Origin of the sequence: Myxococcus sp. MISCRS1, assembly GCF_026626605.1 — a bacterium.
In the GTDB taxonomy this organism is placed as follows: Bacteria; Myxococcota; Myxococcia; order Myxococcales; family Myxococcaceae; genus Myxococcus; species Myxococcus fulvus.
This window is the reverse complement of the sequence record NZ_JAPNKB010000001.1, coordinates 7,521,860-7,538,194: the sequence shown is the minus strand read 5'-3', so window position 1 is coordinate 7,538,194 and position 16,335 is coordinate 7,521,860. Positions and strand designations below refer to the sequence as shown.

Genomic DNA, 16,335 nt, shown 5'->3' with positions numbered 1-16,335 from the left:
GCCCGCCGCATGGCCGCTCGGGGGGCGTCAGCCCGGCCCCTGGACTGTGCGTGACTTCCACCACGCCCAGGCCGGTGAGCCCAGCTCCGCCACCAGCACCCCCAGGAGGATGAGCCCGCCGCCCATCGCCTCCGGCGTGCCCAGCCGCTCGTAGCCCAGCACCACCGAGTAGATGGACGCGAACACCGGCTCCAGCGCGTAGATGACCGCCGCGCGCACCGCGGACGTGCGCGCCTGCGCCCACGTCTGCACGCTGATGGCGAACGCGCTGGGCAACAGCCCACACACCAGCACCGCCATCACCAGCGAGGGCTGCCACTCCACCCTGCGCGTGACGAAGGGCAGGCACGCCGCGGACATCAGCGCCACGCCCCACAGCTGCACCGCCACCATCCCCAGCACGCCCTCCTTCGACGCGTACCGCTCCGTGAAGGTGATGTGCGCCGCGTACGCCACCGCGCAGCCGAGCGACAACATCTCCCCCAGGTTCAACCACCCGCCGCCCTCCCCCGGCGCGGGCCTGGTGAGCAGGTAGAGCCCCGCCGCCGACAGCGCCACGCCCACCAGCGCCGCGGGCTTCGGCGCCCGCCGGAACACCAGCAGCGTCAGCAGCGGGACGAACAGCACGCACATCCCGGTGATGAACGCCGAGCGCGACGGCGTGGTGAACGTCAGCCCCCACGTCTGGAGCGCGAAGCCCAGGAACAAGAACGTCGCCAGCAGCGCACCGTGACGCAGGTTCCTCGGGTTCAGCACCTGCCGGCCCGCGAGCGCGCTCAGCGCCACCGCGCCCACCCCGAAGCGCAGCGACAGGAAGGTGAACGGGTCCGCGTAGCTCAGCGCGTCCTTCACCACCACGAAGGTGACGCCCCAGATGAGGGTGATGAAGACGAGCGCGCCGTCCGCCTGGAGACCGCGGAGTCTCCCCAGGAAGGACGGCTCACGGCCCAGGCTGTCGGGAGTGGAGGCGCTCACGGAGGGCACGACGTTTCGCCTACCCCGAGGTGCCGCGCAACCCCCGTCGCGTCAGGGCGCGGAGGCCCGCTCCAGGACGACCAGGCGCTTGGAGCGACCCGCCGCGTCCCACGCCTCGTTCGTGCGCCGGGTCAGCGCCTCCGTGGCGAGGCGGAAGCCCAGGCCCTCGAAGGTCTTCAGCGACGCGGCGTTGTCCTCGTCCACGTCCGCCTGCACGCTGGGCTCGCCCTGTCGGTGGGACTCCTCCAGCAGGCACTCCAGCAGCTGCGTCGCCACACCCATCCGCCGGGCCTGCGGCGCCACCACCAGCGAGCGCACCCAGACGCCGTCCAGGGGCAACCCCTCCTGGCGATACGAGTCCACCCACGCGAAGCCGTGCAGCCGCCCCTTCGAGTCCAGCGCGCCCGCCGCCGCGCCCCGACGCTCGGTCGGCTCCAGCCCCCAGCGCTCGCGCAGCTGCCGGCGCAGGAAGCTCGCGGAGACCACCAGGCGCTCGCTCGCGAAGGTGACGAGCGCGTCCAAATCCTCGGCCCGCAGCAGGCGTATCTCCAGCGGCCCCACCAGGTGGCGCCGCAGGGGCCTGGACCAGTTGGAGAAGAAGAAGTCCCGCACGCCCCGATAGACTAGCCGGGTCCGGGGCTGTGCCCACGCGGTCGCCAGCGTCCACTGCGTCACCCACAGCGCCGGACCCAAGGGCCGGGGCAGCGGCAGCAGCCACCGTCCACGCCGCAGCGCGACGGCGCGCCCCAGCAGCTCCCCGTCCGACCGCTCCTCGGCGCCCAGCAGCGGCGCCGTGCTCCACGGCTGGGTGGCCACCACCACCTGGGCCGTCAGCATCCGCCCCTGGCGCACCAGCACCACGTCACCACGCGCCGTCGCGTCCGGCCCGCAGCGCAGCACCCGCACGGAGTCACCGGCGCGCAGCAGCGGGAACAGGCCCCCGCCCACACCGCGCACCCAGAGCTTCTGCCCGGGTGGCAGCGCCCTCAGCACGTCCAGCAGCACCTCGGTGGAAGGCGTCTTCCGCGGCGGCACACGCCACCTCCGGGGAAGTCCGGCCCTGCTCGTGCCTTCCCCTCGTCCGCCGGAATGTAGCCCCTTCGCTCTCCCACACCAACCGACCCGGACCCGGCCCTATCAACCGCCCCTGGGTCCCGCTAAGAGGAGGACGCCACCCACCGGCCGGAGGGCGGCGCAAGGAGGAGTGAGGTCATGGACGCGACGCCCGAGGGCTCGCTGGTGCCGCAGCGGGGTTGGTGGAGTCGGAACTGGAAGTGGGTGGTGCCCGTGGGCTGCCTGGGCCTGCTGGCCTCGTGCGGCTGCCTGGGCTTCGCGATGGTGGGGCTCGGCATGAAGTCGCTGAGCAACATGGGCGCGTACACGGACGCGGTGGCCATCGCCCAGTCCGACGCGCAGGTGCGACGCGCGCTCGGCACTCCCATCCAGACGGGCCTGCCGAAGCAGTCGGCGGTCCAGTCCATCAACGGCCAGACGCACGCGAAGTTCACCATCCCCCTGGATGGCCCGCAGGCCGACGGCACGCTCTTCATCGACGCGACGAAGCAGGGCGAGGACGAGTGGCGCTACGACACGCTCGCCGTGGAGCTGGAGGACGGCAGCCGCATCGACCTGCGTGACGACGCGCCCGATGCCCCCGACGCGTTCCCCAGCGAGGAGACGCCCGAGGACGACGAGCCGCTGCCGCCTCCCCCGGAGCCCCCCGGCGCCGACGAGAACGTCCCGGCCCGCGGTGGCCGCGACAGCGACATCGAGCTGTAGCGACACGACAAGGCGCGCGGGCGCTGCGCGGCCATGCGCCCCGCCCGCGCCATACCCTTGGAAGCCCACGGGGCGTGGGGCGAGTGCCTCGCGACCATGGGCCTCGCCCGCCCTGCGCCCCTGCAAGCCCACGGGGGCGTGCTCGCCCGCCGTCGGGTGTGCCCCCGGAAACGACGAAGGGGCGAGCGTGGGAGCCCTGAGGTCCCCACTCCCGCCCCTCGTCAGCCCGAACGGGCCCGAAGCGCTACTTCAGCTTCTGCAGCTCCGAGCGCAGCTCGGGGAGGACCTTGAACAGGTCCGCGACGATGCCGTAGTCCGCCACCTGGAAGATGGGGGCCTCGGCGTCCTTGTTGATGGCGACGATGGTCTTCGAGCTCTTCATGCCCGCCAGGTGCTGGATGGCGCCGCTGATGCCCGCGGCGATGTACAGCGCCGGCGCCACGACCTTGCCCGTCTGACCGACCTGCAGGTCGTTGGGAACCCAGCCCGCGTCGCACACCGCGCGGGACGCGCCCACCGCGGCGCCCAGGTCATCGGCCAGCGCTTCGATCTCCTTGAAGTCGCCCTTGGTGCCACGGCCACCGGAGACGACGACGCGCGCCTCGGTCAGCTCCGGGCGAGCGCTCTTCACTTCCTTGAACTCGACGAACTTCGTCTTGGAGGCCTCGATCTTCGGCGCGAAGGTCTTCACCTCGGCGGCGCCCTGGCCACCGGCGGCCGCGGTGAACTCCGTGGCGCGCACGGTGAACACCTTGACCGGCGTGGTGAGCTTCACCTCGGCGAACACGTTGCCGGCCCACATCGGGCGGTGGAAGGTGATGTCCGCGCCCGAGCCACCCAGGCCCGTGATGTCCGTGGCCATGGCGGCCTTCAGACGCGCGGCGAGGCGGGGCATCAGGTCCTTGCCCTGCGCGGTGGACGCCATGCCCACGAAGTCCGCCTTGAGCTCGGTGGCGAGCGCGGCGAGCGCGGGGGCATACGTCTCCGCCAGGTAGTGCTCCAGCTCCGCGGCGGCGCCCACGTGCACGGCCTTGGCGCCGGTGCCCTTGAGCTCCTCGGCCACCTTGGCCGGGTCCTTGCCGAGGATGGCGATGTGCAACTCCGCCCCGGCCTTGTCCGCGAGCTGCTTGCCCGCGGTGATGGCGTTCAGGGAGGCCTTGCGGAGGTTCCCGTCCGGCTGCTGCTCGGCGACGATGAGAACGATTGGCATTGGAGTGTCTCCGTATCTTCCGAGAGGGTTAGACGACCTTCGCCTCGTTGCGCAGCTTGTCCACCAGCGTGGCCACGTCCGGCACCTTGATGCCGGCCTTGCGCGCGGGCGGGGACGCCAGCTTCAGCACCTGGATCTTCGGGGCCACGTCCACGCCAAGCCCCGCCGGCGTCAGCTCCTCGATGGGCTTGCTCTTGGCCTTCATGATGCCCGGCAGGCTCGCGTAGCGCGGCTGGTTCAGGCGCAGGTCCGTGGTGACGACGGCGGGCAGCTGGCACTCCAGCGTGGCCAGCCCGTTGTCGACCTCACGCACCACCTGGACGGCCTTCTTGTCCGCGGTGAGCTTGACGGCCGGCTCCTTGTTCTTCTCCTCGGCGCTCTCCAGCGACTCCACCTTGGAGGCGAACGTGGCCTGGCCCCAGCCCAGGAACTCGGCCAGGTACTGGCCCACCTGGTTCTGGTCGTCGTCGATGGACTGCTTGCCCAGGATGACCAGGTCCGGCTTCTCCTTCTCGGTCACCTTCTGGAGCAGGCCGGCGATGCCCAGCTGGTCCAACGGGCCCGTGTGGTTCACCCACACGGCGCGGTGCGCGCCCATGGCCAGCGCGTGGCGCAGCTGCTCCTGCACCTCCTTGCCGCCGATGGACACCACCACCACTTCACCCTGGTGCTTGGCGACGAGCCGGAGGCCTTCCTCCACGCCAATCTCATCGAAGGGGTTGATCTTGTACTTGAGCCCCTCCTGGACGATGCCCGAGCCATCGGGCTTCACCTTGATTTTCGACTCGGGGTCTTCCACGCGCTTGGCGGTGACGAGGATCTTCACGGCGGCTTCTCCTTGCGGGAGGCGTTTTAGAAGGCTGGAAAACAGTCCGGCGCGCTTGGATTGACGCGACGCGCGAACGGCCTGGGTTAATAGGCATCCGGGCACCACGGCGGCAACGGGAAACGGCCGCCGGGCCCAGTTCTGCTTTTCTACTTGAACAGTTCTCGAGCGATGACGAGGCGCTGGACCTGGCTGGTCCCCTCGTACACCTGGATGAGCTTCGCGTCGCGCATCAGCTTCTCCACGGGGTACTCCTTGATGTACCCGTAGCCGCCGTAGACCTGGACCGCGTCGGTGGCGACCTTCATGGCCATGTCGGCGGCGAAGGACTTGGCGTAGCTGGACTGGAGGGTGTTGCGCTTGCCCTGGTCCAACAGCCACGCGCTCTCGTAGGTGAGCATGCGGGCCGCGTGGGTGTTCATGGCCATGTCGGCAATCATGAACTGGATGGCCTGGTGCTCGATGATGGGCTTGCCGAACGTCTTGCGCTGCGAGGCGTACTCCATGGAGTGCTCGAGCGCGGCGCGGGCGATGCCCACGGAGAACATGGCGGTCAGCGGGCGGCTGTTGTCCAGCGTGGCCATGGCGATGGCGAAGCCCTGGCCCTCCTCGCCGATGCGGTTTGCCACCGGCACGCGCACGTCCTCGAACGTGAGCGACACGGTGTCGCTGGCGCGCTGGCCCATCTTGTTCTCGTGCTTGCTGACGGACAGCCCCTTGGGGCGGCCCTCGACGACGAAGCAGGTGATGCCCTTGTGCTTCTTCGCCTTGTCCACGGTGGCGAACACCGTGTACTGCTCGGCGTGACCGCCGTTGGTGATGAAGCACTTCGCGCCGTTGATGACGTACTCGTCACCCTCGCGGCGCGCCGTGGTCTGCATGTTGGCCACGTCACTGCCGGCCTCGGGCTCGGTGAGGCAGAACGAGGAGAACTTCAGCTTCTCGGCGAAGTGGCCGAGCAGGCGCTTCTTCTGCTCGTCGGTGGCCGCGAGGATGATGGGCAGGTTGGCCAGGTCGTTGGCGATGATGGACGTGGCCACCCCCGCGCAGCCCCAGCTGAGCTCCTCCGCGACGATGGTCTGGTCCAGGTGCGACAGGCCCACCCCGCCGTACTCGGACGGGATGGCCATGTTCAGCAGGCCCAGCTCGAACGCGGTGGCCAGCAGGTCCCGAGGGAACGTCGCCGTCTCATCGTAGTGCGCCGCCTTGGGGCGGACGACCTCGCGGGCGTACTTCCGCGCCGTCTGCTGCAGCGCGCGCTGGTCCTCGGAGAGCTCGAATTCCATGAGATTCCTCGTGATGGGGTCGACGTGTTGACTCGGGAGTCAACGAATACATGCCGTCACGAGAAATCTCCAGCCCAACCCGCCTGGGAAGTGAGTGGTGCGCGGGGGGTCGGCCGACGCCCCAGGGGCCTGTCCTCTGGCACCCGGGGACGAGGCACGTGATTACTTCGCGGCCTTGGGGACCTTTTCCCAATCCGCGAGGAACTTCTTGATGCCCGCGTCGGTCAGCGGGTGGTTGGCCAGCTGGGTGATGACGTTGTACGGCAGCGTGGCGACGTGGGCGCCCATGCGAGCGGACTGGAGCACGTGGACGGGGTTGCGCACGCTGGCGACGAGCACCTGCGTGTCGAAGTCATAGTTCTGATAAATCTCCAGGATGTTGGAGATGAGCTCCATGCCGTCCTGGGAGATGTCGTCCAGCCGGCCGACGAAGGGCGACACGTAGGTGGCGCCGGCCTTGGCGCACAGCAGGGCCTGGTTGGCGGAGAAGATGAGGGTGACGTTGGTGCGGATGCCCTCGGCGGTGAGCGCCTTGACGGCCTTCACGCCCTCGACGCCCATGGGAATCTTCACCACGACGTTGTCGTGGATCTTCGCCAGGGTGCGGCCCTCGGCGATGAGCCCCTCGGCGTCCAGGGAGACGGCCTCGGCGCTGATGGGGCCGTCGACGATGGAGCAGATTTCGCGGATGGTCTCCTCGAGGCCGCGGCCGACCTTGGCCAGGAGCGAGGGGTTCGTCGTCACGCCGTCCACGCAGCCCATCGCGTGGGCCTTGCGAATCTCCTCCACGTCCGCGCTGTCGATGAAGAACTTCATCTGGTCACTCTCCTGGATGGGCCCGCGAATGAGGGCGAGGGATGGGGTCGGCTCCGAGGGAGCCGGGCGAGCAGGCGCGTAACCGATGCCCCCCCACGCGTCAAGGGTGGCCCCAGGCGGGAGTGGGAGGTAGAAGGCGAAGCCGTCGCCATGGCCCGCTCCCCACGCTCCGCCGCCAAGAAGCCCCGTCTGCGCGCCCTCCCCGGCCGCTCCACCCCGGCCCCCACGTCCGAGCTGGACGACGAGGCCCTGCTCGCGTGCGCGCGCGACGTGCTGGAGGCGGAGTCGCGCGCCATCCTCGGCGTGACGGCGCGGCTGGGCGCGCCCTTCGTGCGCGCGGTGCGGCTGGTGCGCGAGTGTCAGGGACAGGTCATCGTGACGGGCATGGGGAAGGCGGGCCACATCGGCCAGAAGCTCTCCGCCACGCTCGCGTCCACGGGTGTCCGCTCGGTGTTCCTGCACCCCGCGGAGGCGGTGCACGGGGACCTGGGCCGGGTGGCGCGCGGGGACGTCATCCTGGCGTTGTCGAACAGCGGCTCCACGGAGGAGCTGGTGCGGCTGCTCCCGTCGTTCAAGCGCATGGCCACGCCGGTCATCGCGTTGACGGCGGACACGCAGAGCGCGCTGGCGCGTGGCTCGGACGTGGTGCTGGAGATTGGCCACATCGAGGAGGCGTGTCCGATGGGGCTGGTCCCCACGGCGTCCACGGCGGCGCTGCACGCGCTGGGCGACGCGCTCACGATGGCGGTGCTGCGCTCGCGGCCGTTCGGGACGGATGACTACGCGCTGCTCCACCCGGGTGGGAAGCTGGGCCGCTCGGTGCAGCGCGTGTTCGAGCTGATGCGCACGGGGCCCGCCAACCCGCTGGTGCGCGACACCGCCACGCTGTCGGAGGTGGTGGGGGTGATGACGAAGACACCGGGCCGGCCGGGCGCGGCCTGCGTGGTGGACCGCACGGGGCGGCTGGTGGGCATCTTCACGGACGGCGACCTGCGCCGCCGCGTGGAGCAGGGGCTCACCGACTTCAAGATTCAGGTGCGCGACGTGATGGGCAAGCAGCCGCGCTGCGTGACGCCGGAGACGCTGGCGCTTTCGGCCACCGCGCAGATGCGCGAGCTGAAGGTGGACCAGCTGCCCGTGGTGGACGTCGAGGGCCGCGCCGTGGGCCTGCTCGACGTGCAGGACCTGCTCGCCGCGAAGTTCGTCTGACGGGCCGCGACGCGCGGGCGCTCGCCGACGTGCCCACCGGAGGGGTCCGTGGGTTCGTGCCACCCACGCGCGCCTCAAGGAGCACCTCGCCGCGTGTGGACTCAAAGCACGGCGCCATCGCATCAACTCGGTGGTGCCGCGCCCGCGCAAGCACCGGCATCCCTGAACGGTACGGACGCCCCTGCGTTCGCCAGGGCCAGCGCCCCCAGGCAGCGCCCGCGTCAGCATCGATCTCGCTCGCCTGGACGGACGGACCTCCACCACCAGCGTCAACGCACCGCCGACGCAGTGCGGACCACACGGTGCACATCCTGGCATCTCGCGACGGGCGGGATTCCCCGCGATGCCACGAGCCCATTGCACCGCCTCTTGGCGGTGCGGGCCCAGCTGACACCTACCGCGACAGCTTCGCCTGGAGGCCGGCCTTGTTGTAGTCGGGCGCGTCCGAGGACAGCTTCTCCCAGAGCGCCTTGGCGCCCTTGGCGTCACCCTTCTCGAGCAGCATGTCGCCCAGCTTCTCCACCGACGCCGGGTCCGACTGCACCGCCACGCCCCACACGCGCGCGGCCATGGGCCGCCCCAGGCCCACCAGCGCCCAGGCCATGCCTGCCTTCGCGCGGCCGTTCTCCGGCTGGAAGGGCACCACACGCGTGTAGTTGCCGAGCGCCTCCTGGTAGCGCCCCTTCGCCAGGTGCTCCTCACCCTCCTCCACCAGCTTCGTCAGGCCCTGCTCCAGCTCCGGCGTGCGCTCGGTGTTCTTCACCGCGTCCACCATCTCCGGCGTCAGCGGACGCGGCGCGTCCTGCGCGGGAGCGGCGGCCAGCGCCTGCGACAACCGGATGCGGCGGTCCTCGGCGCGCGCCGCGAGCAGCTTCGCGCGCCCACCCGCCTTCACCGTCTCGTCCACCAGCGCCGACATCCGCTTCGCCGTGGCCGCGCGCGCGGAGTTGGGGTTGAGGGCCTGCACCGCCTCGAACCCCTCGTGCGCCTGCTTCAGCGCCGCCAGGTCCTCGCCCTTCGTCTCGAACAACACCGAGGCGCGCCCGTAGAGCGCCTCCTCGTGCCGGGGCTCCACCTCCAGCACCGCGCCGTACGCCGCCAGCGCCGCCGCCGAGTCCCCACCCAGGTACAGCGCGTTGGCGCGCATGACCCCCGTCTCCAGCACGGGCTCCAGCGCCGCGCGAGCACAGGCCGCCGCGCCCGCCGCGTCACCCTTCTTCGCGCGCTCGCTCGCCACCTGCCCCATCGTCTCCAGCGGCTGCCCGGGCGTGAAGCCACACTTCGCGGCCTCCGCCGTCGGCACCGGCGTCTTGCCCAGCTTCTTCTTCTGCGCCAGGAACAGGTCGCGCACCGGCTTCGCGCGCTCCTCGGCCTGCTGCAGGTACGTGTCCGCGTCCACGTTGCGGCCGTTCACGTAGTACAGCCGGCCCAGCGACGCGGCGATCTCGAACGTCTTCTCGCGCCCCTTCAGCCCCTCCGTGGAGTCGAGCTGACGCAGCAGCTCGTCCGCGGACGGAGGCGCCTTGCCCGTGCCCGACAGCGGCGGGTGCCCCGAGGGCAGCGCGTCCGGAGACGTCGGCGTCTGCCCTTCGAGCGGAGGATGCCCTTGCGGCAGCGCGCCCCCTCCACCCATGGACGGCGCGGTGGGGGACGCCTGCGTCCCCGGGGGGACGGGCGGGTGACCAGGGGGCAGCGAAGAGGGCTCGGCGGCGAGCAGCGCCGCGGTGGCCAGGGCCAGGGAGAGGTTCATGTCTCGTTGCTCGGCAGGCTCGCTTCGGGCCACCAGGTGGCTTCACTCCTGCGGACATCCTGCGGGGCGAGTTTCCCGAGGAGCTCCTTCACCGTCGTCCCCAACACGGGGTGCAGCAGGTCCGGCGCCAGCTCCGCCAACGGCTCCAGCGCGAAGCGACGCTTGTGCAATTCAAGGTGCGGCACCTGGAGGTGCGGATCCGCCACCACCTGTCCCTCCCAGAAGAGGATGTCCAGGTCGATGGTGCGCGGGCCCCAGTGCTGCTCGCGGCGTCGACCCAGGTCCTTCTCAATCTGCTGGAGGATGACCAACAGGCGCTGCGGGGACAGCGCGCAGTCCAGGGCCACCACCGCGTTGAGATAGCGCGGCTGCGGCGGCCCGACGGGGGCGCTGTCGAAAAGAGAGGAACAACGAAGCACCGCCACCGCATCGATGCGGGACAGCGCGGTGAGGGCGGCAACCAGGTGGGACTCGCGGTCCCCCTCGTTCGAGCCCAACCCGACGTAGACGATGGTGCTCACGGCTCCAGCTCAACTGGATTGAGCAGCGTCCCGATTCCCTCGATTTCCACTTCAACCGAGTCGCCGGCCGCAAGCTTCCCCACTCCCGAGGGCGTGCCGGTGGAAATCATGTCCCCTGGGAGCAGCGTCATGATGTGGGAGATGAACGACACCAGGCGAGCGGGGCTGAACACCATGTCGGAGGTGCGGCTGTCCTGGCGCACCTGCCCGTTCACCCGGCAGGAAATCTGGAGGTCGGCGGGCGACAGGCCCGTCACCGCCCACGGCCCCGCGCACGCGAAGGTGTCGTAGCCCTTGGCGCGCGTGTGCTGCGTCTCGCGCTTCTGGATGTCTCGCGCGGTGACGTCGTTGAAGCACGTCAGGCCCCAGATGGCGCGCGCGGCGGTCATCTCGTCGGCGTTCTTGAGCTTCTCGCCGATGACGAGCGCCAGCTCCGCCTCGAAGTGCACCTCCTGGCTCGCCTTGGGGATGCGGATGGGCGAGCGGGGGCCATTGAGCGCGGTGGAGGGCTTGGTGAAGATGAGCGGCTCGACGGGCACGGGCTTGCCCATCTCCTCTGCGTGCTTGCGGTAGTTCTGGCCGATGCAGACGACCTTCGACGCGTCCGCGGGCACCAGCAGCGTCACCGCGGACAGCGAGCGGCGGATGCCCGTGTCCTTGACGCCGGCCAGCCAGGGCGCCGAGGAGAGCACCACCACCTCGGTGCCCTCGACGCGGCCATGGTGCGCGCGGCCCTCATAGAGGAAGCGGCAGTAGCGGGCGGTGGTCATGAAGTCCTCTGGAAGCCAAGCACGTCGGCCATGTCATACAGCCCCGGAGGGCGACCCACCACCCAGCGCGCCGCGCGCAGCGCCCCCAGCCCGAACTGGTCGCGGCTGGTCGCCCGGTGCGTCAGCTCGATGCGCTCGCCCTCGCCGAAGAAGTACACGGTGTGCTCGCCCACCACATCCCCCCCGCGCAGCGTCTGCACGCCAATCTCCTTCGCGGGGCGCGCGCCCGTCTGCCCGTGGCGCGCGAACGTCAGGTCGTCCTGCGTGCGGCCCAGCGCGGAGGCGAGCACCTCCGCCAGGCGCAGCGCCGTGCCGCTGGGCGCGTCCTTCTTCATCCGGTGGTGCGCCTCCAGCACCTCCACGTCGAAGCCCGGGCCCAGGACACGCGCCAGCTCCGCGGCCACGCGGATGACCAGGTTGACGCCCACCGACATGTTCGGCGCGGCGACGATGGGCACCTGCTTCGCGCTCTCGGCCAGCGCCTGCGACGCCTCCGGAGAGAAGCCGGTGGAGCCGCACACGAAGGCCACGCCGCGCTCGGCGCACGCCTTCGCGTGGGCCACGCTGACCTCCGCGCTGGTGAAGTCGATGACCACGTCCGCCTTGGCCGCATCCAGCGCGCGGCCCAGGTCGTCGGACACCTGCACCTCGAGCGCGCCGATGCGCGCCGCAAGCCCCGCGTCCAGGCCCACCGAGGCGCTGCCGGGCCGCTCCGTGGCGCCGACGACCTGGAGGTCCTCCGCGTCGCGCGACAGGCGCAGGAGCGTGCTGCCCATGCGTCCGGTGATGCCGGTGATGACGGTGCGAATCATGGTGGGCCGCGCTCCTGGCGTGTCGTGGCGTGTGGCGCTCGGCAGAGCGGCTTCAGTGCTTCAGCAGGCCCAGCTGACGCAGCTCCTCGGCGAGCTTCGCCGCGTTGGGCTCCGTCATGGGCACCAGCGGCAGCCGCACCTCCGGCCCGAAGAGACCCAGCAGGTGCAGGCCCCACTTCACGGGGATGGGGCTGGACTCCACGAAGAGCAGCCGGTGGAGGGGGTTGAGCTTCACCTGCAGCTCGCGCGCCTTGGCGATGTCGCCGGCCCGCGCGGACGCCACCAGGTCCGCCATCATCCGGGGCGCCACGTTGGACGACACGGAGATGACGCCCTTGCCGCCGCAGGCGATGAAGGGCAGCACCGTGAAGTCGTCACCGGACAGGAGCGTCAGCCGCTCGCCGCACTTCTCCAGGATGTCCACGGCCCGGGCCATGTTGCCGGTGGCCTCCTTGATGGCCACCACCTCCGGGAAGTCGCACAGCCGCTGCACCGTCTCCGGCAGCAGGTCCACGCCGGTGCGGCCGGGGACGTTGTACGCGATGATGGGGAAGCCCGGGTGCGCCCTGGCCACCGCGCGGAAGTGCTCCACCAGGCCCGCCTGCGTGGGCTTGTTGTAGTACGGCGTGACGATGAGCGTGCCGTCCGCGCCCGCGTCCCGCACGCGCGCCACGCCCTCGATGACCTCGGCGGTGTTGTTGGAGCCCGCGCCGCCGACCACCAGGGCCCGGCCCTTCGACTCCTCCACCACCACGCGCACCGCGCGGGCGCGCTCGTCCGCGGACATGGTGACGGACTCACCCGTGGTGCCCATGGGGATGAGCACGCTGGTGCCGCCCTCGAGTTGCTGCCGCACCAGCGCCCGGTAGGCCGACTCGTCGAGCGCGCCGTTGCGGAACGGGGTGGCCAACGCCGTCATGGAGCCTTCGAAGGTCTTCATGCCGGCGCTTATATGTTCAGGCCCGCTCGCCGCGCCAGAGATCCTCGGTGCGCTCGCGCTCCCGCACCACCCGCCAGGCCTCCTCGGCCACCAGCACCTCCGCCGGACGGGGGCGGGAGTTGTAGTTGGAAGCCATGCTCATGCCGTAAGCCCCGGCGCTGAGGAAGGCATACAGCTCGCCCGGCTGGGGGAGGACCAGGGAGCGCGCCTGGGCCAGCACGTCGGTGGACTCACACACCGGCCCCACCACATCCACCTCCACTTCCTTGCCCCGCCGCTTCACCAGCGGGACGAAGCCGTGGTGGGCCTCGTAGAGGGCGGGCCGCAGCAGGTCATTCATGCCCGCATCGACGATGGCGAAGCGCTTGGCCGGGGTCTGCTTGCGGTACAGCACGCGCGTGAGCAGCACGCCCGCGTTGCCCACCAGCGAGCGCCCGGGCTCCAGCACCAGCCGCGCGCCCGTGTCCTTCGTGGCCGCGAGCACCACGCGCGCGTACTCCGCCACCGACGGCGGCGTCTCGTCCGTGTACGTGATGCCCAGCCCACCGCCCACGTCCAGGTACTCCAGCGGGTGCTTGCGCGCCTTGAGCTCGCGGTACAGGCCCGCCACCTTGGTGAGCGCCGCGCGCACCGGCGAGCTCTGCGTGAGCTGCGAGCCGATGTGACAGTCCAGGCCGAAGGCCTTGAGGCCCCGCATCTTCCTGGAGCGCTCGTACAGCGCCACCGCCTCCTCGAAGGGCACGCCGAACTTGGACGTCTTCAGCCCGGTGGCGATGTAGCGGTGCGTGCGCGCGTCCACCTCCGGGTTCACGCGCAGGGCGAACGGCGCCTTCTTCCCGAGCCGCCGGCCCACCGCGTCCAGCGCCTCCAGTTCCTCGGCGCTCTCCACGTTGAACAGGAGCAGGCCCGCGTCCAGCGCGGCCGCCATCTCCTCCGGCGTCTTGCCCACGCCCGCGAACACCGTCTTCGCGGCCTCGCCGCCCGCCTGCCGCACGCGGGCCAGCTCTCCGCCGGAGACGATGTCGAAGCCCCCGCCCAGCCCCGCGAACAGCCGCAGGATGGAGAGGTTCGAGTTGGCCTTCACCGAGTAGCAGATGAGGGGCCGGGCCTCGCCGAAGGCGTCGACGACGGCGCTGAAGTGGCCGGTGAGCGCCGCGGTGGAATAGACGTAGGCGGGCGTGCCCACCGCGTCCGCGATGGCGGGCAGCGGCACGCCTTCCGCGTGCAGCACGCCCTTTCGATAGGTGAAGAAGCTCACGGGACTCCGGCGTCCGCGTCGGTGGTGGTGGTCGGCGTCACCACGCCACCATCCGTCGTCGGAGACACGGAGGGCCCGGTGGGCGCCACCGTCGTCGGCGCGGTGTCCGACGGCGGAGGAGGCGTCTCCGTCGCGGGCGCGCTCGGCGCCAGCGGCGGCTTGGGCGCGCCCTTGATGCCACACGCCACCACCCCCAGCACGAGGAGGGCGGCGATGCTCAGCGAAGAGAGGGCGCGCTTCATGACTAGAACTTCACGCCCAGCCAGCCGCGGATGGTGTGCGGCGTCTCCAGGTCCCGACGCAGCACCTCCTGGTACTGCTGCAGGCCGCTCATCGGGAAGAGGATGCCGTAGGCCAGGCCCGCGATGAAGCCGTCCTCGGTGGTGTAGTCCACTCCCGCGTTCAGCTCGATGCCCAGCGACTTGCTGGTGAACGACGGCGTCGACTCGGCGTAGAGCGCCTGCGAGTAGATGAGGCGACCGTACACGTCGATGCCCGGCGCCACCGCGTACTTCACGGACGGGCGGATGTAGAACGCGTCGGTGATGCCGCCGATGAGCTGGCGCCACAGGATGAGGTCCACGCGGTAGTCGCGGTTGAAGCGGAAGTTGCGGATGGCGTCATCCGCGCAGCCGCCCGCGTCGCAGCGGTACTGGGGGCCTTCCACGTCGCCCGGCTGGGTGTAGTTGTTGGGGCCGTTCGGGTTGCCCGAGCCGGTGCGGCCCGGGTAGTTGCCGAAGCCCGGCGCCTTGTCACCGGAGGCGAAGCCCAGCTCCAGGCCCACCGTCAGCTTGTTCTCCACCGCCTTCACCTCACCCTGGAGCACGCCACCGAACTGGGCCACGCGCAGGCTGGGGTCCGCCATCGCCTCGTTCAGGCTGAGGCCGCGGCTGTTGATGCTGCCGAGCACCGCCGCCAGCTCCATCTCGATGCGCCAGGAGCGCTCCTCGTAGCGCAGCCAGAAGTCCGGGACGTACAGCTTGGCGTCGCGGGGGATGAAGCTCACCTGCCCCGTCGTGTCGTTGGTGATGTCCTGGTAGTTCTGCGTGCGGTAGGTGAAGTGCAGGCCGTACTGGAGCACGCCCTGGTTGTTGTCGAGCTTGGAGCGGATCTGCGCGTCCGTGTCCCGGCGGGCGATGGCGAGCACCCAGCTGTGGGCGTCATCGGCCTGGGTCAGGTCCACCGGCTCGCCCTGGGCGCCCGTGCGGTACACCGAGCCCTCGGAGTTGAAGTCCAGCATCGGCGTGACGTACCAGCCGGCGAACGGCTCGGTGACGAACTGGATGCGGTCCACGGTGTCGCCGAAGTCGCAGTCGAAGCAGTTGCCGTCGTTGCGCAGCATGCCCAGGCCCCAGTGGCTGCCCATGCGGCCGAAGCGCAGGATGCCCACCGGCGTGTTCACCTCGCCGTAGGCGCGGCGCAGCTTGATGGAGTCCGACAGCGTGTTGCCCAGCGACTCCTGGTCCTCGGAGAAGATGGTGAAGACGTTGCGCGCGTCACCCGGGTAGAGCGTGTCCGGCGTGGAGCCCAGCACCAGGTTGTCCAGGCCGTCCACCTGGAGCTTGATCTTCACCTGCTCGGAGATGTTGAACGTGGGGTCCAGGCGCAGGCGCATGGTGGCGAACGACTGGGTGTTCGCCGACGTGCGCGAGGAGCGCGGGAAGAGGTCCTGGCCCGCGATGGTGGCCGGGACGCGGCCCAGGTCGAACTTGTAGAAGAGCGTGGGGCGCAGGCGGAAGTAGCCGTCGAGCTGGAAGACCTCCAGCTTGCGCTTCTCCTCGGGGTACTCCTCGCTCCACTCCTCGCCGTTGAGGGACTGCTTGGCGGCCTCGGCGCGAATCTCTCCGCGCAGCTCCTGCTTGGTGGCCTCCAGGTCGTCCTGGGTGACCGCCTCGGCCGCGGGCACGGTGGTGGCGGCGGCGGGCTGCTCGGGGGAGGTGGCCGGAGCCTCGGGGGCGGGGGCGGGCGCGGCCTCCGCGGGCGCGGGCGGAGGCGTGCCCCCGGCGGGCACCTGGGCGGTGGCCGTGGAGGAAGCGACGAGCAGCGCCGCCAGCAGGACGTGAGACATGGGCAACGATCTCCAGGGCCGCTCGGGGCGGCCGGGTCGGAAAGGCGGGCGATTCAAGCCATGGGACAGGGGGGTGTCAACGCCAACCGGGACGTCGGTTCGCGCCGTTGACGAC

Annotated in this window: 16 protein-coding genes; 2 read left to right on the top strand and 14 right to left on the bottom strand. The window is 70.7% G+C overall.

Translation table 11 applies throughout. From position 1 onward, the window contains the following. Nucleotides 1–27 precede the first annotated feature (27 nt). Complete coding sequence (locus OWM54_RS30085) at nt 28–975, bottom strand: DMT family transporter (RefSeq protein ID WP_267699720.1); 948 nt, start codon at nt 973–975, stop codon at nt 28–30. A gap of 51 nt (nt 976–1,026) precedes the next feature. Continuing rightward, on the bottom strand, nt 1,027–2,010 hold the full coding sequence (locus OWM54_RS30080) for a GNAT family N-acetyltransferase (RefSeq protein ID WP_267699719.1): 984 nt from the start codon (nt 2,008–2,010) through the stop codon (nt 1,027–1,029). A gap of 177 nt (nt 2,011–2,187) precedes the next feature. Between OWM54_RS30080 and OWM54_RS30075 the strand changes: the two genes are divergently transcribed. After that, a complete protein-coding gene (locus tag OWM54_RS30075) occupies nt 2,188–2,754 on the top strand; it encodes a cytochrome c oxidase assembly factor Coa1 family protein (RefSeq protein ID WP_223748494.1) in 567 nt (188 codons plus the stop codon). A 244-nt stretch (nt 2,755–2,998) separates the two neighbouring features. Here OWM54_RS30075 and OWM54_RS30070 read toward each other — a convergent pair whose 3' ends face one another. The 4 genes from OWM54_RS30070 to fsa all read right to left on the bottom strand — a co-directional run bounded on the left by OWM54_RS30070 (nt 2,999) and on the right by fsa (nt 6,892). Beyond that, on the bottom strand, nt 2,999–3,964 hold the full coding sequence (locus OWM54_RS30070; RefSeq protein ID WP_223781668.1) for an electron transfer flavoprotein subunit alpha/FixB family protein: 966 nt from the start codon (nt 3,962–3,964) through the stop codon (nt 2,999–3,001). A gap of 28 nt (nt 3,965–3,992) precedes the next feature. Continuing rightward, a complete protein-coding gene (locus OWM54_RS30065) occupies nt 3,993–4,790 on the bottom strand; it encodes an electron transfer flavoprotein subunit beta/FixA family protein (protein ID WP_046715805.1) in 798 nt (265 codons plus the stop codon). 149 nt (nt 4,791–4,939) lie between these two features. After that, on the bottom strand, nt 4,940–6,076 hold the full coding sequence (locus OWM54_RS30060; protein ID WP_223781667.1) for an acyl-CoA dehydrogenase family protein: 1,137 nt from the start codon (nt 6,074–6,076) through the stop codon (nt 4,940–4,942). A gap of 162 nt (nt 6,077–6,238) precedes the next feature. Then, a complete protein-coding gene (gene fsa, locus OWM54_RS30055) occupies nt 6,239–6,892 on the bottom strand; it encodes a fructose-6-phosphate aldolase (protein ID WP_141327363.1) in 654 nt (217 codons plus the stop codon). Nucleotides 6,893–7,042: 150 nt separating this feature from the next. Between fsa and OWM54_RS30050 the strand changes: the two genes are divergently transcribed. Further along, nucleotides 7,043–8,101, top strand: coding sequence for a KpsF/GutQ family sugar-phosphate isomerase (locus tag OWM54_RS30050; protein WP_223748491.1), 1,059 nt, complete (start codon nt 7,043–7,045; stop codon nt 8,099–8,101). 394 nt (nt 8,102–8,495) lie between these two features. Here the strand turns inward: OWM54_RS30050 and OWM54_RS30045 are convergent, their stop codons facing one another. From OWM54_RS30045 to OWM54_RS30010, 8 genes are read right to left on the bottom strand one after another with little or no spacing between them, the layout of a single operon-like run. Continuing rightward, nucleotides 8,496–9,851: a tetratricopeptide repeat protein gene (locus tag OWM54_RS30045; RefSeq protein WP_267699718.1), complete on the bottom strand. Its 1,356-nt coding sequence runs from the start codon at nt 9,849–9,851 to the stop codon at nt 8,496–8,498. After that, nucleotides 9,848–10,372 (bottom strand): 2-amino-4-hydroxy-6-hydroxymethyldihydropteridine diphosphokinase, encoded by a 525-nt coding sequence (gene folK / locus OWM54_RS30040; RefSeq protein WP_046715810.1) that lies wholly within the window; start codon nt 10,370–10,372, stop codon nt 9,848–9,850. The genes OWM54_RS30045 and folK overlap by 4 nt, the downstream gene beginning before the upstream one ends. Next, entirely contained in the window at nt 10,369–11,142 is a 774-nt protein-coding gene (locus OWM54_RS30035; protein ID WP_254040724.1) for a fumarylacetoacetate hydrolase family protein, read from the bottom strand. Before OWM54_RS30035 ends, folK begins: the two co-directional genes overlap by 4 nt. After that, entirely contained in the window at nt 11,139–11,954 is an 816-nt protein-coding gene (gene dapB / locus OWM54_RS30030; RefSeq protein ID WP_223748488.1) for a 4-hydroxy-tetrahydrodipicolinate reductase, read from the bottom strand. Before dapB ends, OWM54_RS30035 begins: the two co-directional genes overlap by 4 nt. Nucleotides 11,955–12,006: 52 nt before the next feature. Then, nucleotides 12,007–12,894, bottom strand: coding sequence for a 4-hydroxy-tetrahydrodipicolinate synthase (dapA, locus tag OWM54_RS30025; RefSeq protein WP_267699716.1), 888 nt, complete (start codon nt 12,892–12,894; stop codon nt 12,007–12,009). Nucleotides 12,895–12,910: 16 nt separating this feature from the next. Continuing rightward, a complete protein-coding gene (gene lysA / locus OWM54_RS30020; RefSeq protein ID WP_267699715.1) occupies nt 12,911–14,152 on the bottom strand; it encodes a diaminopimelate decarboxylase in 1,242 nt (413 codons plus the stop codon). Further along, nucleotides 14,149–14,394 carry a hypothetical protein gene (locus OWM54_RS30015; RefSeq protein ID WP_223748485.1) on the bottom strand — a complete coding sequence of 82 codons (246 nt, stop codon included), beginning with the start codon at nt 14,392–14,394 and terminating at the stop codon, nt 14,149–14,151. The genes lysA and OWM54_RS30015 overlap by 4 nt, the downstream gene beginning before the upstream one ends. Nucleotides 14,395–14,396: 2 nt before the next feature. After that, nucleotides 14,397–16,220, bottom strand: coding sequence for a TIGR04551 family protein (locus tag OWM54_RS30010; protein WP_267699714.1), 1,824 nt, complete (start codon nt 16,218–16,220; stop codon nt 14,397–14,399). Between the last annotated feature and the right edge of the window lie 115 nt (nt 16,221–16,335).

Bases quoted from the DNA above. Each gene is read 5' to 3' on its own strand.
- fsa (WP_141327363.1), bottom strand. From the start codon at position 6,892: ATGAAGTTCTTCATCGACAGCGCGGACGTGGAGGAGATTCGCAAGGCC.
- dapB (WP_223748488.1), bottom strand. From the start codon at position 11,954: ATGATTCGCACCGTCATCACCGGCATCACCGGACGCATGGGCAGCACG.
- dapA (WP_267699716.1), bottom strand. From the start codon at position 12,894: ATGAAGACCTTCGAAGGCTCCATGACGGCGTTGGCCACCCCGTTCCGC.
- OWM54_RS30035 (WP_254040724.1), bottom strand. From the start codon at position 11,142: ATGACCACCGCCCGCTACTGCCGCTTCCTCTATGAGGGCCGCGCGCAC.
- OWM54_RS30050 (WP_223748491.1), top strand. From the start codon at position 7,043: ATGGCCCGCTCCCCACGCTCCGCCGCCAAGAAGCCCCGTCTGCGCGCC.
- OWM54_RS30015 (WP_223748485.1), bottom strand. From the start codon at position 14,394: ATGAAGCGCGCCCTCTCTTCGCTGAGCATCGCCGCCCTCCTCGTGCTG.
- OWM54_RS30010 (WP_267699714.1), bottom strand. From the start codon at position 16,220: ATGTCTCACGTCCTGCTGGCGGCGCTGCTCGTCGCTTCCTCCACGGCC.
- OWM54_RS30060 (WP_223781667.1), bottom strand. From the start codon at position 6,076: ATGGAATTCGAGCTCTCCGAGGACCAGCGCGCGCTGCAGCAGACGGCG.
- OWM54_RS30070 (WP_223781668.1), bottom strand. From the start codon at position 3,964: ATGCCAATCGTTCTCATCGTCGCCGAGCAGCAGCCGGACGGGAACCTC.
- OWM54_RS30045 (WP_267699718.1), bottom strand. From the start codon at position 9,851: ATGAACCTCTCCCTGGCCCTGGCCACCGCGGCGCTGCTCGCCGCCGAG.
- OWM54_RS30075 (WP_223748494.1), top strand. From the start codon at position 2,188: ATGGACGCGACGCCCGAGGGCTCGCTGGTGCCGCAGCGGGGTTGGTGG.